The 17,631-nt window shown below is 37.7% G+C and carries 17 protein-coding genes; 10 read left to right on the forward strand and 7 right to left on the reverse strand.

Features of this window, described 5'->3' with window-relative positions:
- The first annotated feature begins 113 nt into the window (after positions 1-113).
- From E1140_RS14510 to E1140_RS14525, 4 genes are all read left to right on the forward strand, one after another.
- Positions 114-1,211 (forward strand): vWA domain-containing protein, encoded by a 1,098-nt coding sequence (locus E1140_RS14510; RefSeq protein WP_155185252.1) that lies wholly within the window; start codon positions 114-116, stop codon positions 1,209-1,211.
- Between the two features lie 7 nt (positions 1,212-1,218).
- Complete coding sequence (locus E1140_RS14515; protein WP_155185256.1) at positions 1,219-2,715, forward strand: P-loop NTPase family protein; 1,497 nt, start codon at positions 1,219-1,221, stop codon at positions 2,713-2,715.
- 11 nt (positions 2,716-2,726) lie between these two features.
- Positions 2,727-3,377 (forward strand): AlbA family DNA-binding domain-containing protein, encoded by a 651-nt coding sequence (locus tag E1140_RS14520; RefSeq protein WP_155185259.1) that lies wholly within the window; start codon positions 2,727-2,729, stop codon positions 3,375-3,377.
- A gap of 81 nt (positions 3,378-3,458) precedes the next feature.
- Complete coding sequence (locus E1140_RS14525) at positions 3,459-4,799, forward strand: PhoH family protein (RefSeq protein ID WP_155185262.1); 1,341 nt, start codon at positions 3,459-3,461, stop codon at positions 4,797-4,799.
- A gap of 51 nt (positions 4,800-4,850) precedes the next feature.
- Here the strand turns inward: E1140_RS14525 and E1140_RS14530 are convergent, their stop codons facing one another.
- Genes E1140_RS14530 through E1140_RS14540 form a run of 3 tightly spaced genes read right to left on the reverse strand, consistent with a single transcriptional unit; the run spans position 4,851 to position 7,323 of the window.
- On the reverse strand, positions 4,851-5,618 hold the full coding sequence (locus E1140_RS14530) for a 3-keto-disaccharide hydrolase (protein WP_155185266.1): 768 nt from the start codon (positions 5,616-5,618) through the stop codon (positions 4,851-4,853).
- Positions 5,615-6,034, reverse strand: a complete 420-nt coding sequence (locus E1140_RS14535; protein ID WP_155185269.1) for a RidA family protein — start codon at positions 6,032-6,034, stop codon at positions 5,615-5,617. Before E1140_RS14535 ends, E1140_RS14530 begins: the two co-directional genes overlap by 4 nt.
- The gene (locus tag E1140_RS14540; RefSeq protein ID WP_155185272.1) at positions 6,031-7,323 is read right to left on the reverse strand and encodes an aminopeptidase P family protein; all 1,293 of its coding nucleotides are present in this window, start codon (positions 7,321-7,323) and stop codon (positions 6,031-6,033) included. The genes E1140_RS14535 and E1140_RS14540 overlap by 4 nt, the downstream gene beginning before the upstream one ends.
- Before the next feature lie 60 nt (positions 7,324-7,383).
- Here E1140_RS14540 and E1140_RS14545 point away from each other — a divergent pair, with 60 nt between their 5' ends.
- A complete protein-coding gene (locus tag E1140_RS14545) occupies positions 7,384-8,850 on the forward strand; it encodes a S8 family serine peptidase (RefSeq protein WP_155185275.1) in 1,467 nt (488 codons plus the stop codon).
- Here the strand turns inward: E1140_RS14545 and E1140_RS14550 are convergent.
- The 3 genes from E1140_RS14550 to E1140_RS14560 are packed head-to-tail and all read right to left on the reverse strand — an operon-like array spanning position 8,847 to position 11,632.
- Positions 8,847-9,290, reverse strand: a complete 444-nt coding sequence (locus tag E1140_RS14550; protein WP_155185278.1) for an RES family NAD+ phosphorylase — start codon at positions 9,288-9,290, stop codon at positions 8,847-8,849. The two genes, E1140_RS14545 and E1140_RS14550, sit on opposite strands and share 4 nt — an antisense overlap.
- Positions 9,287-9,709, reverse strand: coding sequence for an antitoxin Xre/MbcA/ParS toxin-binding domain-containing protein (locus E1140_RS14555; RefSeq protein WP_155185281.1), 423 nt, complete (start codon positions 9,707-9,709; stop codon positions 9,287-9,289). The genes E1140_RS14550 and E1140_RS14555 overlap by 4 nt, the downstream gene beginning before the upstream one ends.
- A 45-nt stretch (positions 9,710-9,754) precedes the next feature.
- Positions 9,755-11,632, reverse strand: a complete 1,878-nt coding sequence (locus tag E1140_RS14560) for an ABC-F family ATP-binding cassette domain-containing protein (RefSeq protein WP_155185285.1) — start codon at positions 11,630-11,632, stop codon at positions 9,755-9,757.
- A 96-nt stretch (positions 11,633-11,728) separates the two neighbouring features.
- On the opposite strand from E1140_RS14560, the gene E1140_RS14565 reads away from it, so the two are divergent.
- Entirely contained in the window at positions 11,729-12,328 is a 600-nt protein-coding gene (locus tag E1140_RS14565; protein WP_155185288.1) for an SRPBCC family protein, read from the forward strand.
- 49 nt (positions 12,329-12,377) lie between these two features.
- On the opposite strand, the gene E1140_RS14570 is transcribed toward E1140_RS14565, so the two are convergent.
- On the reverse strand, positions 12,378-13,352 hold the full coding sequence (locus E1140_RS14570) for a zinc dependent phospholipase C family protein (RefSeq protein WP_155185291.1): 975 nt from the start codon (positions 13,350-13,352) through the stop codon (positions 12,378-12,380).
- 135 nt (positions 13,353-13,487) lie between these two features.
- Between E1140_RS14570 and rpsT the strand changes: the two genes are divergently transcribed.
- The 4 genes from rpsT to pheT all read left to right on the forward strand — a co-directional run bounded on the left by rpsT (position 13,488) and on the right by pheT (position 17,630).
- Entirely contained in the window at positions 13,488-13,739 is a 252-nt protein-coding gene (gene rpsT / locus E1140_RS14575; protein ID WP_155185294.1) for a 30S ribosomal protein S20, read from the forward strand.
- A 78-nt stretch (positions 13,740-13,817) separates the two neighbouring features.
- Complete coding sequence (gene radC, locus E1140_RS14580; RefSeq protein WP_185153606.1) at positions 13,818-14,516, forward strand: RadC family protein; 699 nt, start codon at positions 13,818-13,820, stop codon at positions 14,514-14,516.
- A gap of 3 nt (positions 14,517-14,519) precedes the next feature.
- Positions 14,520-15,122: a DUF1684 domain-containing protein gene (locus E1140_RS14585; protein WP_155185297.1), complete on the forward strand. Its 603-nt coding sequence runs from the start codon at positions 14,520-14,522 to the stop codon at positions 15,120-15,122.
- Between the two features lie 90 nt (positions 15,123-15,212).
- A complete protein-coding gene (gene pheT / locus E1140_RS14590) occupies positions 15,213-17,630 on the forward strand; it encodes a phenylalanine--tRNA ligase subunit beta (RefSeq protein WP_155185300.1) in 2,418 nt (805 codons plus the stop codon).
- Position 17,631 lies beyond the last annotated feature (1 nt).

Here is a 17,631-nt window from a genome sequence, read left to right on the forward strand (position 1 = left end):
TTAAATCTTACATTGTAGAAAGGAACAATGAAATTAAATCGAATGGGGTAATGAACAGAATTAACAGTAATTTGGTTAGGTAAATTGTACTACTCATCTACGTAAAATTAACTATGCTTGGGCACCGCTTTACAGACTTTGTTCCAGATCCAAAAGAAAATAAATCTGATTTTGATAAACTTTTAGACATTTTCTTGCAGCTACTGGTAATTACGGCAGGTGATGTTTCAGAAGCTTTGAGCTGGCTGAATAATGTTGATAGGCAATATAAACTCACCGGAAAAGATTACGATATTGGTGATTTTATTGATGACCTAAAGAACAAAGGCTACATCACAGATGAAAATCCTGAAGGTAAGTTTGAGGTGACTGCCAAAAGTGAGCAGAAAATGAGAAGCAGTGCATTAGAAGAAATCTTCGGCAAGCTCAAAAAGTCAAAAAAAGGAGACCATAAAACAAATTTTGGTGGGCTGGGTGATGAACCAAGCACTGATAAACGTGACTATCAATTTGGAGATACATTGGAGCAAATATCGATGACAGACTCCTTGAGAAATGCTCAAATTAATCATGGACTTGACAGTTTCATGATGACAGAGGGAGATCTTGAGGTGATGGAGAATGAGTTTAAAACTCAGACCTCCACCGTACTTATGATAGACATTTCCCACTCTATGATACTTTATGGTGAAGACAGAATAACCCCAGCAAAGAAGGTAGCAATGGCCCTTGCAGAACTGGTAACTAAGAAATACCCTAAAGACACACTGGATATCATTGTTTTTGGAAATGATGCATGGCAAATTAAAATTAAAGACCTTCCCTACTTACAGGTAGGCCCATATCATACCAATACCGTAGCCGGATTAGAGTTGGCGATGGACCTTTTGAGAAGAAGAAAAAATGCCAACAAGCAGATTTTTATGATTACAGATGGCAAGCCAACTTGCCTCAAAGAAGGTATAAAGTATTATAAAAACAGCTTTGGTCTGGATAGTAAGATTCTGAACAGAACACTAAACTTAGCCAAACAGTGCAAGAAATTAAAAATACCAGTTACTACTTTTATGATTGCCTCAGACCCTTACTTAAAGGAGTTTGTTAAAGAGTTTACAAAAGTAAATGATGGCAACGCTTACTATAGTAACTTACAAGGCCTAGGCCACTTAATATTTGAAGATTACAGACGAAACAGACGAAAAAAGTTATAAGCTATATATGAACCACAACGAAATTAAAACCTTAGGTGCATTGAAGAAATCGGGATACAAATCCCGGTCTGTAAAACAGGAATTAAGAGATAATTTGATTCAGAACTTAAAGAACAAAGTCAATGTATTTGAAGGAATATGGGGCTATGAAGAAACGGTTATTCCGGATCTTGAGCGCGCCATTCTATCCATGCATGACATTAACTTTTTGGGTCTAAGAGGCCAGGCTAAAACAAGAATGGCTAGAATGATGGTCAAACTTCTGGATGAGTACATTCCTTATATTTCTGGAAGTGAAATGAATGATGATCCCTTACAGCCAATATCAAGATTTGGCAGAGATGTTATTGAAGAGAAAGGTGATGATACACCTATCAGCTGGCTGCATAGAGATGAGAGATATACCGAAAAGCTGGCCACACCAGATGTAAGCATTGCAGATTTAATTGGAGATGTAGACCCAATAAAAGCAGCTACTATGAAGCTGCCTTATTCTGATGAGCGAGTTATCCATTTTGGATTGATACCAAGATCACACAGATGCATTTTTGTAATCAATGAGTTGCCTGATTTGCAACCCAGAATACAGGTGGCTTTGTTTAATATCCTTCAGGAAGGTGATATTCAGATTCGTGGTTTCAAACTCAGAATGCCGCTGGAAATACAATTTGTGTTTACCGCAAACCCGGAAGATTACACCAATCGTGGTAGCATAGTTACTCCCTTAAAAGATAGAATCGATAGTCAGATCATCACCCATTACCCTAGGTCTATAGATATAGGTAGAAAAATTACTGAGCAAGAGGCTCATATTAAGCCAGAACAGGAAGCCACTGTTACCGTCAATGAGATGGCTAAGGATTTGATTGAACAAATTGCTTTTGAAGCGAGAAACAGTGAGTATGTTGATGCTAAGAGTGGTGTTTCTGCCAGGCTAACAATTTCAGCCTATGAAAACCTGATGAGTGCTGCAGAAAGAAGAGCGCTGATCAATAATGAAAAGACCTACATCCGTGTTTCAGACTTTTATGGAGTTATTCCATCCATCACGGGTAAGGTAGAACTTGTATATGAAGGCGAGCAGGAAGGTCCAGGTATAGTAGCGCACAACCTGGTGGGCAAAGCGATACGCACCAAGTTTGTTGAGTTTTTCCCTGACCCTGATAAAATAAGAAAACAGAAAGCTCCAAATCCGTACAAAACCATTACCGATTGGTTTGGCGAAGAAAATGTCTTAGATATTTTAAATGACTTTAGTTCAAAAGATTATGTAAAAGCCTTAGAGGCAGTACCGGGGCTTAAAGAATTAATAAAATCATCTCAGGGTAAAGTAGATAATGATTTACGTTTATTTTTGATGGAGTTTGCATTACACGGTTTGTCAGAGTACAGTATGCTGAGTAAACACCAATTAGCCAAGGGTCTGCAGTTTAAAGATCTATTAAGCAGCATGTTTACGATGCCTGAGCCTGACGATGATGCAGATGAAAGTGATTTTAGGTAAGCCCATGAAAAATGACTTTTCAAGAATTAAAACGACTTGTCTCACAGGGTGAGTCAGAAACACTAGAGTTTAAAAGAAAGGTAGCTCACCCAGAAAAGATCATAAAAGAGATTGTTGCTTTCGCCAATACAAAAGGCGGAAAGCTGCTTATTGGTGTATCTGATGATGGCACTATACCTGGTGTTAAATTCCCCGAGGATGAAATTTATGCGCTCAACCATACCATCGAAAAAATGTGTAAGCCACTCCCCGACTTTGAGATTACTCATGTAGCCATCAATGAAAAAAATACTGCGTTGGTCTATGACATTCCTGTCAGTAGTAAAAGACCGCTGCACGTAAAAGAGGACACTGACAGCAAGTGGGGACAAGTCTATGTTCGGTTTGCTGATAAAAGCATAAAAGCTAGCAGAGAGGTTAGGGAGATAATAAAAAGACAAAAGCGTAACAAAGACATCAAGTTCAATTTTGGCGAGAAAGAAAAGGTTTTGATGTCATATCTGGAAGAACATAAAACCATTAACCTTTACCAATTTCAGAAAGTGGCCAAGTTAAACAAGTACACTGCATCAAACACGCTGATAATCTTAGTGCTAGCCAACGTATTATCTGTAGAGCCCTACGATAAGGGAGATATTTACAGGTTGAAAAATAAATTTTAAATTATTTCAAGACTTCTTTTGCCTTTATAAACAGTTGTCTATTTTTAGACTAACTACAAGGCATTTTTTAATCCTACCTGTATGGCGAAAGCGGAGAATAAAGAAAAGAAGATTTTTGTCCTTGACACTTCAGTAATTATCTATGAACACAACTCCATCATGAATTTTGATGAACATGATGTGGGCATTCCAATTACTGTTTTGGAAGAACTGGACCAGTTTAAGAAAGGGAATGATACTAAGAATTTTGAAGCTCGGGAATTTATCAGGTTGATTGATAAGCTAGCTGATGGAAAAATGCTTCACAACTGGAATCCACTAAATGGAAAAACCAGAGGGAGCTTTAAAGTTTTGATGGATCAAAGTAGCACTATTGATGCTACAAAAGTCTTTGATGAAGAAAAGGCTGATCATAGAATACTCAATTCAGCACTACAGCTAAAAGAAGAGATGAAAGACCGCAAGGTTATTTTAGTCTCTAAAGACATAAATCTTAGGCTCAAGGCTAAATCATTGGGTCTGCCGGCCGAAGACTACACTACTGGTAAGGTAAAGAATGTAAGTTCGCTTTACACAGGTAAAACTGTTCAGGACAGAACATCACCAGACAAGATTAATGAGCTTTATGAAAAAGGAAAATGTATCCCTGAGGATATATTAGGCAAGAAAAAGCCTCAAAAAAATGGCTACTACATTTTAAAAAATGGAAAGAAGTCTGTTTTAGCCTACTACAATCCAGTGTTAGATCAGGTAGAACAGGTAGAAAAAAGATCTGTTTATGGTATTAAGCCAAGAAATGCAGAACAGGCATTTGCTATCCATGCCATACTTAACCCAGACATCAAGCTCGTAAGTATGCAAGGTGTGGCCGGTACTGGTAAGACCTTAATTGCATTAGCGGCAGCACTTGAGCAGAAAAGAGATTTCAAGCAAATATATCTTGCAAGACCTATTGTTCCTTTGAGTAATAAAGATATTGGTTATTTGCCTGGTGATATTAAGTCAAAGCTAAACCCATATATGGAGCCGCTTTGGGATAACCTGAAGTTTATTCAAAACCAATATCACGAGTCTGATAAAGAGTATTCTAAGATTACCGAAATGGTAAATATGGAAAAACTTGTTATTACTCCTTTGGCCTATATAAGAGGTAGAAGTTTATCAAACATCTGCTTTATAGTTGATGAAGCTCAGAATTTGACACCTCATGAGGTTAAAACCATCATAACTAGAGCTGGGGAAAACACTAAGATCATTTTTACAGGAGATATCTATCAGATTGATACCCCTTATCTTGATTCACAGAGTAATGGATTGTCCTATTTGATCGATCGAGTGAAAGACCATGAACTTTATGCTCATGTTACCCTGGAAAAAGGTGAAAGATCAGAATTAGCAAACCTTGCTAATGAGTTATTATAAATATTAATTGTCCACCAAATTGCCCAAGAACACCCTCCCAAAGAGGGTGTTTTATTTTGACAGGTCTAGAAGTTCTATTTTTCTAAACTCAGTGGGATGTGACTCTGCCTGAATAGAAATGGTACCGGATGATAACCTGCCATCAGGGTTTGGACTTTTGTAATCAGGACTTTCTTCAAAACTTATCTTTGGGCTGTAGTAAGTTAAAACGGTATCTCCATTTATTAAATGATGGATAACACTGTCACCATAAACAATTATCTCTGCCGTTACCCAATCATCCTGGTAATGCTTTGGCCCTTTTCCCTCATAACAATGTTCAGTGATATACTTGCCATCGATTTGAACTGTCGTTCCTGGTGTACACAAATTCCCATTAGGAGCATTCTCCTCCCTATTCGTTCCTTTTAATTGCATTTCTAAGGATATCGGAAAATACTGATCTAATGTCATAGATTCTGGTGTCTGACCATGGAGCATGAACCCATTATTTTTATAGCCCCATATAGGCGAACCCTTGATTTGTTCTCCAGTAAATCTATATTCTGCTCTTAGTCTATAATGCGAATAAGGCTTCTCAAAAAATAAATGGCCAAATTCGTTATTGAAAGAGTCGTACTCATTGTACTTGACTTTTAGAATACCCTCTTCTACACTAAAAGTGTTTTTATAGTTCTCACCAACAGGATACCCAGCTATTTTTGGTGTCCATCCCTGAAGGTCTTTACCATTAAAAAGCTGAATCCAATTCTCTTGTTCCTCTTTCTTACAACTTACCAGGCATACTACAATTAATAGAAATACTAATTGCCGTATCATATTGTTGCTATACATTTAAGTTCAATAGCTATTGGTGTTGGCAATGCATTAATTTCTACGGTTGTTCTGCATGGCTGGTTATCCTTAAAGTACTCTGCATAGACAGCGTTATACTTCTTGAAATCATCCTTCATATTGGTTAGAAATACCGTGACATCCACAAGCTTATCCCAGCTACTACCTGATGCCTCAAGCACTAACCTAACATTCTCAAAAACTGAATGACACTGAGCCTCAATATCGTATTCTATTATATTACCACTATCATCAAGGGTTACACCTGGTATTTCTTTTGAGCCTCTTTTACGTGGGCCCACTCCAGATAGAAATAATAGGTTTCCAACTTTTCTGGCATGTGGGTAAAGCCCTACTGGCTCAGGGGCTTTGTCTGAGTTTTTTATGCTGTTATCACTCATTTGCTATTCATTATTTCCTCTATCTCATCTGCATCAATAGGGATATTTCTCATTAGATCGAATGTGCCATCTTTCGTTATCACCACATTATTCTCCAACCTCACTCCTAAATTTTCTTCAGGAATATATATTCCTGGTTCAACAGTAAAAACCATTCCTTCTTTCATAGGCTTGTAGATGTTTGGCACATCATGCACATCTAAGCCCAGATGATGAGAAGTACCATGCATAAAATACTTTTTATAAGCAGGACTGGCTGGGTTCTGATTTTTAACATCAGTTGAATCAATTAAACCCAAACCAATTAATTCCTTTTCCATCAACTTGCCCACTTCTTTATGATAATCAGGTATCACATTGCCTGGCCTCAACATCTTAGTAGCTTCATCTTTAACCCTCAAAACAGCATTATAAACTGCCTTTTGTCTCTCCGTAAACCTACCACTAACAGGTAAGCAACGAGTCATATCAGCATTGTAGTTACCATACTCTGCTCCCACATCCATCAGCAGCACATCACCATCTTTACATTCCTGATTGTTATCTATATAGTGCAAAACGCAGGCACTAGCACCTGAAGCCACTATAGGCGTATAAGCAAAGCCTCTAGATCTGTTTCTAACAAATTCGTGAAGGTATTCTGCCTCAATTTCATATTCAGTTACACCCGGTTTCACAAAAGCAGCTACTCTTCTAAACCCTTTTTCAGTAATGTCACAGGCCACTTGCAAAGCTTCAATCTCAATATCAGATTTTACAGCTCTAATGTCATGCATAATAGGTGCAGATCGCTCATACTTATGCAAAGGGTATTTATCTCTGCACCAATCGATAAATCTCCTATCTCTGGTTTGCACTTCCACCACTGCTCTTATATGCTCATTGGTATTTAAATAAACATATTCTGCTTCAGCCATTAGTGTATTAAAAACGCTTTCGAACTGAGATAACCACATGATGGTTTGAACTCCTGATGTTGCTCTAGCCTCTTCTTTAGTGTACTTGTGCCCTTCCCAAATGGCTATATTTTCATTGGTTTCTTTTAGAAAAAGAATTTCAGAAAATGATTTATCATAAAAGTCTGGATACAACACCAATATACTTTCCTCCTGATCTATGCCAGACAAACTTAATATGTCATTGTTTTGTCTGAATACCATTGTGCCATCAGCATTGGTTGGCATAATGTCATTTGAATTAAATACAGCCAATGCATTTGATTTCATTTGGCCAGCAAATTGCTTTCTGTTTTGAATGTAGAGTTGAGCGTTAAGAGGTGTATATTTCATGAATATGTATTTATAATCTATTTTCTATTCTAAAAACTTAAAATCAATTAATTTACAGTAATGTCAAAGTGGATAAGCCTTTTACTATTTTTATTGATCTCCTTGGGTACCCAAGGGCAACAAAAGTACTGGATATATCTAAAAGACAAAATGTCAATTGCAGGTGAAGAAAGAAGTATAGAAAAAGCTTCAATTGACTCTATTTTCAATGCTTATTTAACTGCTAACCACATACAGTCAGTAGTCACATCTAAATGGTTGAATGCCACTTCTGCATTTTTAAAGAACTCTGAATTGGAGCAGCTGAAAGACCAACCCTTTGTCAAAAGAATTGACCCTATAGATAGAAACATACAAATACTATCCGCTAATAGCTCTGATACATATCAGCTTGCACGGGTGTTAGATCAAATAAAAGCGGATACATTAATCAGTCTTGGGTTAAATGGAAAGGGAATCAAAGTAGGAATTATTGATGCTGGTTTTTTCGCTGCTAATGAAGATAGGTACCTTGAAAAGATTATTGCCAATGATCAAATCAAGGGGTATCAGAATTACATAGAAAGAGAAATTGTAGACCCTTACTCAGGGCCTGAAAAAAATAACGACAATCACGGAACAAGGGTATGGCAAGCTTTGGCCGGTTTTGATGACAATAGTTTTACCGGCCTTGCCAACCAAAGTGAATTTTATCTGGCTCGTACAGACCAGGCTGATAAAGAATACCATGGTGAGGAAGATTACTGGATAGCAGCACTTGAGTGGATGCATGGTCAGGGTGTGAGGTTGATAAACTCTTCATTAGGCTACAGCACTGGCTTTGATAATCCAGAGGATGATTACAAGCCTTCTCAAGTAGATGGAAAAACCAGTGCATTAACCAGAGTTGTAGATATGGCTGTCAAAGAAAAAGGGATGACTATCATAGTTTCTGCTGGTAATGATGGTAATGATGGCTTTAAAATCATTTCTATTCCAGCAGATGCCAAAGGTGTAATTGCCGTTGGATCATCTGGTCACCGGTATTGGAACAAATTGGGTTACAGCTCCATAGGCCCGGAACATTTGAATCAGGTAAAGCCGGAAGTATCATGTTTCGCTGCTGGGGGCACTTCATTTGCCGCTCCGGTAATTACCGGGCTAGTGGCTTGTTTGATGCAGGCAAAACCAGATATTGATAATGCTGAAATTCGTGATATCCTGATCAAATCAAGTCACTTATATCCATACCCTAATAACTATTTAGGTTATGGCGTTCCTAATGTAAAAAAGGCCATTGAACTACTTGAAAACACTGAATTAAAAGTAAATATCAACCCTGTAATAGAAGCAAGTGAAAGCTATGAAATAGTTTTACCTAAGAGTAATAACATTATGGCATTTCATAAGAAGAACAGCACCATTGTTATTGAGCAAGAAAAGCTTAGGTGGTCTGATGATAAAGTCATTGTTGCCAGACATGAACATGCTCTATACACAACAGTAGCCAGCGAAGATGAAGTATGGGAAATTAAATGGAAGGACTAAAACCTGTTGTCGAACTGAAATTCCTCCACCGCCTTGATCTTAATTTTGCTAAAGTCAGGGTGATGAGGATTAAGTAGGTAGTTACTTTCTTCAGGAATAATGGCTGATGGAACTTGTATTACAGCTGAACTGCCAGACTTACACCACCCATCACCCACAAATTTGGTATGTAACTGCCCCTTAAATGAAGTCCAGTTTTTTGGAAGTTTACTCTTCTCGAAAGTTTCGATCTTTATCTTATCAGGAATTTCAATCACCAAAGTTCTAAAAGAGGCGTCCAACCCTTCCCCCCTTCTATGCACCAGATTCTCCAAACATGCCAATGCTCTTGATGAAGCGGAGTATATCATGAACGTACCAGCAGAATTCCATCTGGCCGGTCTTCCAGAGGCATAAAGTTTATCGGAAAATTTAGTAAGCGTTATTCTGTAAACAATCATGCAGTATCACCATATTGGATACGGTCTAACTCATCTGTTATAAGGTCAATGCCATCTGAGGTTTTAACTAAATCTAATGGTATATGACCTCCAATACCAAAAGAAGGCTTTGATAGCCATGAAATGAAAGCATCTCTATTGCCAAAAATAGATACCCCTTTTTGGTAAAGGGCTATAAGCTTAAGCATGATCTCACTTCTTATAGGACTGAATTTGATATTTTGAGTGCGGTATTTATTAATTGTCTTTTGTGTAAGCTCTACCACCTCGGCCATATAATCGGTATTTCCGAAAAGCTTGACTACATCATCAAATATCTTAGCTGAGACGCCCTTTTGCGCAGAAAACACAATTGTGGCTGGGTCTGATAATTTTGATTTATATCTACTGTATATGGCTTGTGGTTCATTTGTTTCCATACCACTAATTTAAGGAAATTTTTCCTGAATGTTTAGAAATTTTTCCTAATTAAACTCTGAAAGCTCCAGCCACCTCAACTCTTTAGCATCAATTTCTTCCTCTATCTGCTTAAGATCAATACCCCACTGTGTTAATTTCTCGTGATCGTTCTCCCCAGAAACTAAGAGCTGGTTGAGCTCTTCTTTCTTATTGTTTAACTGCTCAATATCTTTTTCTAGCTGTTCAAACTCTCGTTTCTCTGCATAGCTAAGTTTTCTTTCATCAGTTGCTGCTTTAACAATATTCTTCTGCTTTTCCTGCTTCGGTTTTAGGGCACTTTCGTCCTGTGCATTTGCCTGCTCAGAGTTTCTATATGTAGAGTAATTTCCAGGAAAATCTACTATGGCTTTATTCTTTTCAAAAACAAAGAGATGATTAACCAGTCTATCCATAAAATACCTATCATGGCTAACTATGATCAAACATCCCTGAAAGCTAAAAAGAAACTCCTCTAGTGTTCTGAGGGTAATTAAGTCCAGATCATTAGTAGGCTCATCAAGTATTAAGAAATTCGGGTTTTCAATTAAAACTCTAAGTAATTGTAGTCTCCTTTTTTCGCCACCACTTAGCTTGTCTACATAATCATATTGGGCCTTAGCAGAAAAGTTAAATTGGGTTAAAAATTTAGATGCAGAAACAGTACTTCCATTAGACAGCGTTACTATTTCTGCCACTTCCTGAACAACCTCAATAACCTTCATTCCAGGCTTAAAATTAGGCTCCTGCTGCTTGTAATAACCAAATACAGTAGTCTGACCTTTGTCTATTTTACCAGTATCTGGCTGAAGTGCACCCGTCAGCAGGTTTAGGAAAGTAGATTTACCAGCACCGTTTTTACCAACAATACCAACGCGCTCTCCCTTCTTAAATATGTAACTAAATGGTTTTATAATACTCTGATTACCAAAGGATTTGGTAATTTCTTCAATCTCAAGAATTTTGCCTCCTTGTCTTCGTTGATTGATGTCCAGTTCTAATTCTACCTTATCAAGATTTTGATGAGCCTTTTCTTTTATTCCCTCAAAAGCATCAACTCTGTATTTGGCCTTGGTCCCTCTCGCCTTTGGCTGTCTCCTGATCCAGTCAAGCTCTTTTTTAAAAAGGTTAGCGGCCTTTTCCTTTTCAGATTGTGCCATTTGTTCACGTTCCGACTTCTTTTCAAGGAAATATGAATAATTCCCCAAATAGCGATATACCTGCTCATTATCAAGCTCAATGATTTCATTGGTTACCTGCTCAAGAAAATACCTATCATGTGTAACCATTATAATTCCCATTTGACTACTGGATAGAAAACTTTCCAGCCACTCAATAGCTTCTAAATCAAGATGGTTAGTAGGCTCATCAAGTATTACCAGATCAGGCTTTTCTATTAACGCCTTGGCAAGTCCAACGCGTTTCTTTTGCCCACCAGACATATCACTAATCTTTTTCTCAAGATCGTGAATACCAAGTTTGCCCAAAACTTCCTTTATCTGCGATTCATAAGTCCAGGCATCGGCCTTGTCCATCTCTTCAATCAAATCACCAATTATTTCCATTGATTTAGGATCAGTTTCAGCGAGTTTAAGGTGATGCTCATACTTTGAAATCAGTTGAGCCATCTTTTTATCACCACCAAGCACCGCCTCAATGATATCATCGGTAGCGCCAAATTCTGGTTGCTGCTCCAGATAAGCGATCTTCACAGAATTATTTACCACAACTTCTCCCTTATCTGGCACATCTATGCCTGCAAGGATTTTGAGCAAAGTGGTTTTTCCACTACCGTTAACACCCACGAGGGCAACCTTCTGCCCTTGCTCTATCCCAAAAGAAATGTTCCTGAAAAGTACCCTTTCACCAAAGGCCTTCGATATATCATCAACCGATAAATAGTTCATGGTGCGAAATTAATAAATGAAACTGCTAAAAATCAGTCATTTCTAAATTCATAATTTCTTTTTAACTTGATTAACCAAAACCAACAAAATAACAACATGAAAATCTTAAAATTTATTGGCTTTGGCTTAGTTGCAATACTAGTGCTAGCCGCCATTTACGCCAGCTTCCAACCGAAAGAAGGTCAAACAGAAAGGACCATTGTTATTGAAAGAAATCCTGAAGTTATTTACCCGGAAGTGAGCACGATGAAGAGATTTAATGAGTGGTCTCCATGGTTCACCATAGATCCTGAAACAAAGTATACATATGAAGGTCCTGAAAGTGGAGTCGGGGCTAAAATGTCATGGGAAAGTGATCACCCTGATGTGGGTGCCGGTTCTCAATGGATCATTGAAGCCAAAGAAAACGAACGAGTAACTTTACAGTTAGACTTTGGCTTTAAAGGTGGATTCTATGCAGATATGATTTTAGAGCCCGTAGAAAATGGAACCAAAGTCACTTGGACCTATCGCTATGAAGATTTAGACCTCATGGGAGCATTTTTCGCGTCTGTTATGGATTCTGAAGGAATGGTAGGTGATAGTTATGAAACGGGCCTGCGGCAATTGAAAGAATATGTTGAGTCAAAACCAACGCCAGAACCGGAAGTTATGGAAGAAGAAATGGCAGCAGATTCTATTGCTACAGAAGAATAGAAAGTATCAACACAATTCAGATTAAAAAGGTGTTTAAAAGGGCACCTTTTTAATTTTCAGACTCGTGCTCTCGTGATTTATATCTCACTTCTTTCCAGAGCTTAAGTTCTTCCTTTCTTTTCTCTAGGTCCTCTTCAGATAACTCAAAATCAATCAAATCTTTTAAATCCGGCTGTCCTGCATCAATCCAGCAGGTGTACCAAAAATCTCCAACCATTTTAACGGCTTTTTTCATCTGGCGTTCTACCATATTGTTCAAAGCGTCATGATAGGCTTTTGAAAAACCTCTGGAGTAGACTTTTACTGTTGACGCACCTCTGGTTTCAAAAGAATACTTTTTATCCTCACCGAATTTTTTGGAGAGTTCCTTTTCAAACCTAAAAACTGAGTCTAATGCTTCATTAGCCTGAATGACTGCTTCCCATGCCTCTAGCTGAACATTTTCTATATAAATCGCCTGACCAACAAAAAAATCATACTCTTCCGAAAATAGTTCTGGCAGTCTCGACTCCCAAAACCCATGAATGCCATACTGGCCGGTAAGCTGTCCGTTATAATTTTCAGTTGTATGTAAGGGCACATTAGCGTCTCCAATGTAATGGCCCAAATCAGCAGACAACCTCAATATAGCTTCAGCATCTCTAATTCTCATGGCATCTGTCAGCCAGTTCTTAACGGCATTAATATGCCATGGCACAATACCGTAGGCCTGTAATGTATCTTCTGTATACTTTTCGACAGCATCTCTCCAGTACCTGGGCAACTTATAAACAGCACTATCTCCATAAACATCAGCATCTAAATAGTGTCTGGCTGCCTCGTCTTTAACAGCATATCTCCTTCTATCTGGGTTTACAGCATTTTCAGTTATATATTGAATATTGTGCTTATAAAAGCCAATCATCTCTGGCGGTAATGTAAATACAGCCAGTCTATTAATCTTTTGATGAGCAAAAAACCCCCAAATGCTAAAAGAAAATGATAACATTGCAGCCAACAAAACAACTGTAAATACTCTTTTCATCTGGGTTAAAGTGAGTTAGGGGTTATTGTTCTATAAATAACTTAAAAAATATTGAGAGTATATGTTTTGCAGAAATAAATATTAGTACTACCTTTGCACACTCAAAATTAAAGAGTAGTTGAATTAAGATCAGTTATGGCAAATCATAAATCAGCGTTAAAAAGAATCAGATCTAACAACGCAAAAAGGTTAAGAAACAGATACCAACATAAGACAACCAGAACTTTTGTCAAGAAGTTGAAAGAAACTACTGATAAAACAGAAGCTCAAGGTTTATTGAAAACTGTGATCTCTATGATCGACAAGTTGGCAAAGAAAAATATTATTCACCGTAACAAGGCAGCTCATAACAAATCTAAGCTTACCAAGTTGGTGAACAGCCTATAATTATAAAAATAGGTCTAAGACATTAAAAGTCTCCCGCTACAGCGGGAGACTTTTTTATTTTTCACTATTTTCAACCCTGTGAAAAAAGCTAGTGAATATCTAAATATTAAAAACTGGGCTGAAGAAGACCGTCCGAGAGAGAAATTGCTCCTCAAAGGCAAAGCGTCACTTTCTGAAGCCGAACTTATAGGTATTCTTATTGGTTCAGGCACCGCATCTTTAAGTGCTGTAGATCTGGCTAAGAAAATATTGAATGGCTCTGAAAATAACCTCAACAGCCTGGCAAAGCTTTCAGTTAAAGATCTTACAAAATTTAAGGGTATTGGTGAAGCTAAAGCCATCAGTATTGTAGCTGCACTTGAACTAGGCAGGAGAAGGAAAAATCAGGAGATTATTAAAAATCCAAAAATTGGAAGCTCACAAGATGTCTATGAGTTTCTAAAAGGCGATTTGCTCGATTTGCAACATGAAGAGTTTTGGGTGCTCTTGCTTTCCAGAAGTAATGAGATCATCAAAAAGAAATTAATTAGCAGTGGTGGCGTATCAGGCACGGTAGCAGACCCAAAACTGATTTTTAAATCTGCACTTGAAGAGTTGGCCTCTGCAATCATACTTGTGCACAATCATCCATCAGGAAACCTAAAACCCAGTGCTCAGGATTTATCACTGACTAAAAAAATGAAAGAAGCAGGACTTGTTTTGGAGATACCAGTGCTGGATCATCTTATCTTTACCAATGAATCATATTTCAGCTTTGCTGACGAAGGAATTTTATAATTTATGAATCAAAGAAAAATATTAAGCATCGTTGTGGGTGTGGTCATCGCTATCATCATGATATACTCATTCTCAGGAGGACAAACCACTGAAGAATACATTGCGGATATTCTTGAAGAAAGAGAAGAGGCCGATATTTTTATGAAGAACAATTCTGAATCTCCCTTTAAAGATTCAGAAGTGAAGTATGAAGGGCTAAAATATTACGAGCCAAATATTAAATACAAAATAACTGCGAGGTTCACCAAGGCAGACCCAACAAGAATTGTAAAGCTTGGTACCAATGATGGTGTAGAAAGGGAATATCTGACTTATGGTAAGGCGGAGTTTTCGTTTGCAGATAAACCTCAAACTTTATTGATTCTGGAAAGCGTAGAGGATGAAAAGCTATTTCTTGCATTTGGTGATGAAACTAGTGCAATTGAAACTTATGGTGCGGGGCGATACCTTGATGTAACTCACAGTGGAGGCAACACTATTGTCTTAGATTTCAATCTTGCTTACAACCCCTACTGTGCTTATGCTGACGGCTTTAGTTGCCCTCTTCCGCCTCGAGAAAACCTACTTTCGGTAGCTATTGAGGCTGGTGAAAAAACTTACCAATAAATTGAAATGCCCAAAGGCATTAACTGTCAAAATCATTAATTTTGCCAACTTTAAATTGAACCGCAGGGCAAGCATTACAATAATATTCAAATGAAGATATCTCTTAACTGGTTAAAGAATTATATAGATCTCAGCGAATCACCTGAGGTTATTTCAAAATTATTGACCGACACTGGACTTGAAGTGGAAGGTCTTGAAAATATTGAACAAGTAGAAGGTGGTTTAGCGGGGTTAGTTGTTGGTGAGGTACTTACATGTGAAAAGCATCCCGATGCTGACAAATTAAAAATCACAACAGTTGATATTGGTGGAGACGAGCCATCTCCAATAGTTTGTGGCGCACCAAATGTGGCAGCAGGACAAAAAGTAATTGTGGCTACAGTAGGCACTACTTTATATCCAACTGAAGGAGATTCATTCAAAATCAAAAAGGCAAAAATAAGAGGAGAAGTTTCTGAAGGCATGATCTGTGCAGAAGACGAAATTGGAATAGGCGTGAGCCATGCAGGTATCATGATTTTAGATACAGAATTGCCAAATGGCACACCAGCTGCAGAATATTTTAATTTAGAAGATGATACGCTAATTGAAATCGGTTTAACCCCAAACCGAGCGGACGCCACCAGTCACATTGGAGTAGCACGAGATCTAAAAGCAGTGCTTCACAGAGAGGTGAAATGGCCATCAGTTGACACATTTAAAAAAGATAATGATGCATTGACTATTGAAGTTAGTGTTGAAAATAAAGAAGCTTGCACAAGATACTCTGGAGTTACCTTAACTGATGTAAAAGTTGGTGAATCTCCTGAATGGCTCAAAGCATACTTAAGGACTATTGGGCTGGCTCCTATCAACAACATCGTTGACATCACTAACTATGTTTTACATGAAGTTGGGCAACCGCTACATGCCTTTGATGCTGATAAAATCTCAGGAAATAAGGTATTGGTTAAAACTCTTTCTGATGGAACGAGATTTACCACCCTTGACGAGAAAGAAAGAAAGCTTAATGCCCATGATCTCATGATCTGTGATGGAAACAGTAAAGGAATGTGTATTGCAGGAGTTTTTGGAGGAATTGACTCGGGCATAACTACAGAGACAAAGAACATATTTTTAGAAAGCGCATATTTCTCTCCTGACTATGTGAGGAAAACAGCACAGAGCCATCAGTTAAAAACCGATGCTTCGTTTAGGTATGAAAGAGGTACTGATCCAAATATCACTATTTATGCTTTAAAGAGAGCGGCTTTGCTTTTCAAAGAGCTAGCTGGAGCCAAAATTTCTTCAGATGTTATTGATATCTATGACAATCCAATAAATCCTTTTGAGGTTGCTGTAAAATATAAAAATATTGACCGTTTAATTGGCAAAAACATTTCTAAAGAGCAGGTCCATTCTATTCTTGAGTCTTTAGATATTACTATTGAAAACAAATCAGAGAAAGACTTTACGGCTATAGTGCCTCCTTACAGGGTTGATGTACAGAGAGAAGCAGATATCATTGAAGAGATTCTAAGAATTTATGGTTTCAATAATATTGAACTTCCAGATCATGTTGGAAGTAGCTATTTAGCTGACTTTCCTGCTACTGATAAGGATAAAATTCAATTTAAAATATCTGAAACGCTAGCTAGTCGTGGCTATTTCGAGATTATCACCAATTCATTGACTAAACCAGCCTATGCGGCAGGTGATAGCAGCATCAATGAAAAACAAGATGTTGTTATTCTTAACAAACTAAGTGAGGATTTGGGTGTGATGCGACAGTCTATGTTGTATTCACTACTTGAGGTGGCTGCCCACAACATCAACAGAAAGCAGGCTGACCTTAAAATATTTGAGTTTGGCAAAACTTATAAGCTTCAGGAAGACAAGTACAAAGAGTCGAATAGGTTAGGCATTTTAATAACAGGAAATGTTGAAGCTGAACATTGGGCTGAGAAGCTGAGCAAAGTAACTTTTCATGACCTATCAGCTGTGGTCAATGCGGTGCTGGGCAAGCTCACTAACAAGTCATTGGAGAGCAAAGTATCTCACAACTCACCTTTTGATTATGCACTGGAATATCACCTGAATGGGAAGGTATTAGCAACCTTAGGGAAGGTAAATGCTACCGTTTGTCGAAAAGTAGGAGTAAAACAAGAAATTTTTTATGCAGATTTAGATTGGAACTTGCTTTTAAAGCAAGCAAACAATAATATAGTATTTGAAGAAGTTTCTAAGTTCCCTGAAGTTAGACGTGATCTTTCTTTGGTAATCGATAAAGAAATATCTTTCGATAAAATTAAATCTCTGGCTACTAAGCTTGAAAGAAAGTTACTGAAGCGAATAAATGTCTTTGATGTTTACGAAGGAGATAAAATTGACAGCAACAAAAAGGCATATGCTATGAGTTTTATCCTTGAGGACAAAGAAAAAACACTTACTGATAAGGTTATTGATAAGACAATGGCTAAATTGATGTCTGCTTTTGAAAATGACCTAGGCGCAATAATAAGAAAATAAC

The sequence above is a fragment of the Fulvivirga lutimaris genome, assembly GCF_009711525.1.
Classification (GTDB): Bacteria; Bacteroidota; Bacteroidia; order Cytophagales; family Cyclobacteriaceae; genus Fulvivirga; species Fulvivirga lutimaris.

Bases quoted from the DNA above. Each gene is read 5' to 3' on its own strand.
- E1140_RS14545 (WP_155185275.1), top strand. From the start codon at position 7,384: ATGTCAAAGTGGATAAGCCTTTTACTATTTTTATTGATCTCCTTGGGT.
- E1140_RS14525 (WP_155185262.1), top strand. From the start codon at position 3,459: ATGGCGAAAGCGGAGAATAAAGAAAAGAAGATTTTTGTCCTTGACACT.
- E1140_RS14535 (WP_155185269.1), bottom strand. From the start codon at position 6,034: ATGAGTGATAACAGCATAAAAAACTCAGACAAAGCCCCTGAGCCAGTA.
- E1140_RS14520 (WP_155185259.1), top strand. From the start codon at position 2,727: ATGACTTTTCAAGAATTAAAACGACTTGTCTCACAGGGTGAGTCAGAA.
- E1140_RS14530 (WP_155185266.1), bottom strand. From the start codon at position 5,618: ATGATACGGCAATTAGTATTTCTATTAATTGTAGTATGCCTGGTAAGT.
- rpsT (WP_155185294.1), top strand. From the start codon at position 13,488: ATGGCAAATCATAAATCAGCGTTAAAAAGAATCAGATCTAACAACGCA.
- E1140_RS14560 (WP_155185285.1), bottom strand. From the start codon at position 11,632: ATGAACTATTTATCGGTTGATGATATATCGAAGGCCTTTGGTGAAAGG.
- E1140_RS14550 (WP_155185278.1), bottom strand. From the start codon at position 9,290: ATGATTGTTTACAGAATAACGCTTACTAAATTTTCCGATAAACTTTAT.
- E1140_RS14585 (WP_155185297.1), top strand. From the start codon at position 14,520: ATGAATCAAAGAAAAATATTAAGCATCGTTGTGGGTGTGGTCATCGCT.
- pheT (WP_155185300.1), top strand. From the start codon at position 15,213: ATGAAGATATCTCTTAACTGGTTAAAGAATTATATAGATCTCAGCGAA.
- E1140_RS14540 (WP_155185272.1), bottom strand. From the start codon at position 7,323: ATGAAATATACACCTCTTAACGCTCAACTCTACATTCAAAACAGAAAG.
- E1140_RS14510 (WP_155185252.1), top strand. From the start codon at position 114: ATGCTTGGGCACCGCTTTACAGACTTTGTTCCAGATCCAAAAGAAAAT.
- E1140_RS14515 (WP_155185256.1), top strand. From the start codon at position 1,219: ATGAACCACAACGAAATTAAAACCTTAGGTGCATTGAAGAAATCGGGA.
- E1140_RS14570 (WP_155185291.1), bottom strand. From the start codon at position 13,352: ATGAAAAGAGTATTTACAGTTGTTTTGTTGGCTGCAATGTTATCATTT.
- E1140_RS14565 (WP_155185288.1), top strand. From the start codon at position 11,729: ATGAAAATCTTAAAATTTATTGGCTTTGGCTTAGTTGCAATACTAGTG.
- E1140_RS14555 (WP_155185281.1), bottom strand. From the start codon at position 9,709: ATGGAAACAAATGAACCACAAGCCATATACAGTAGATATAAATCAAAA.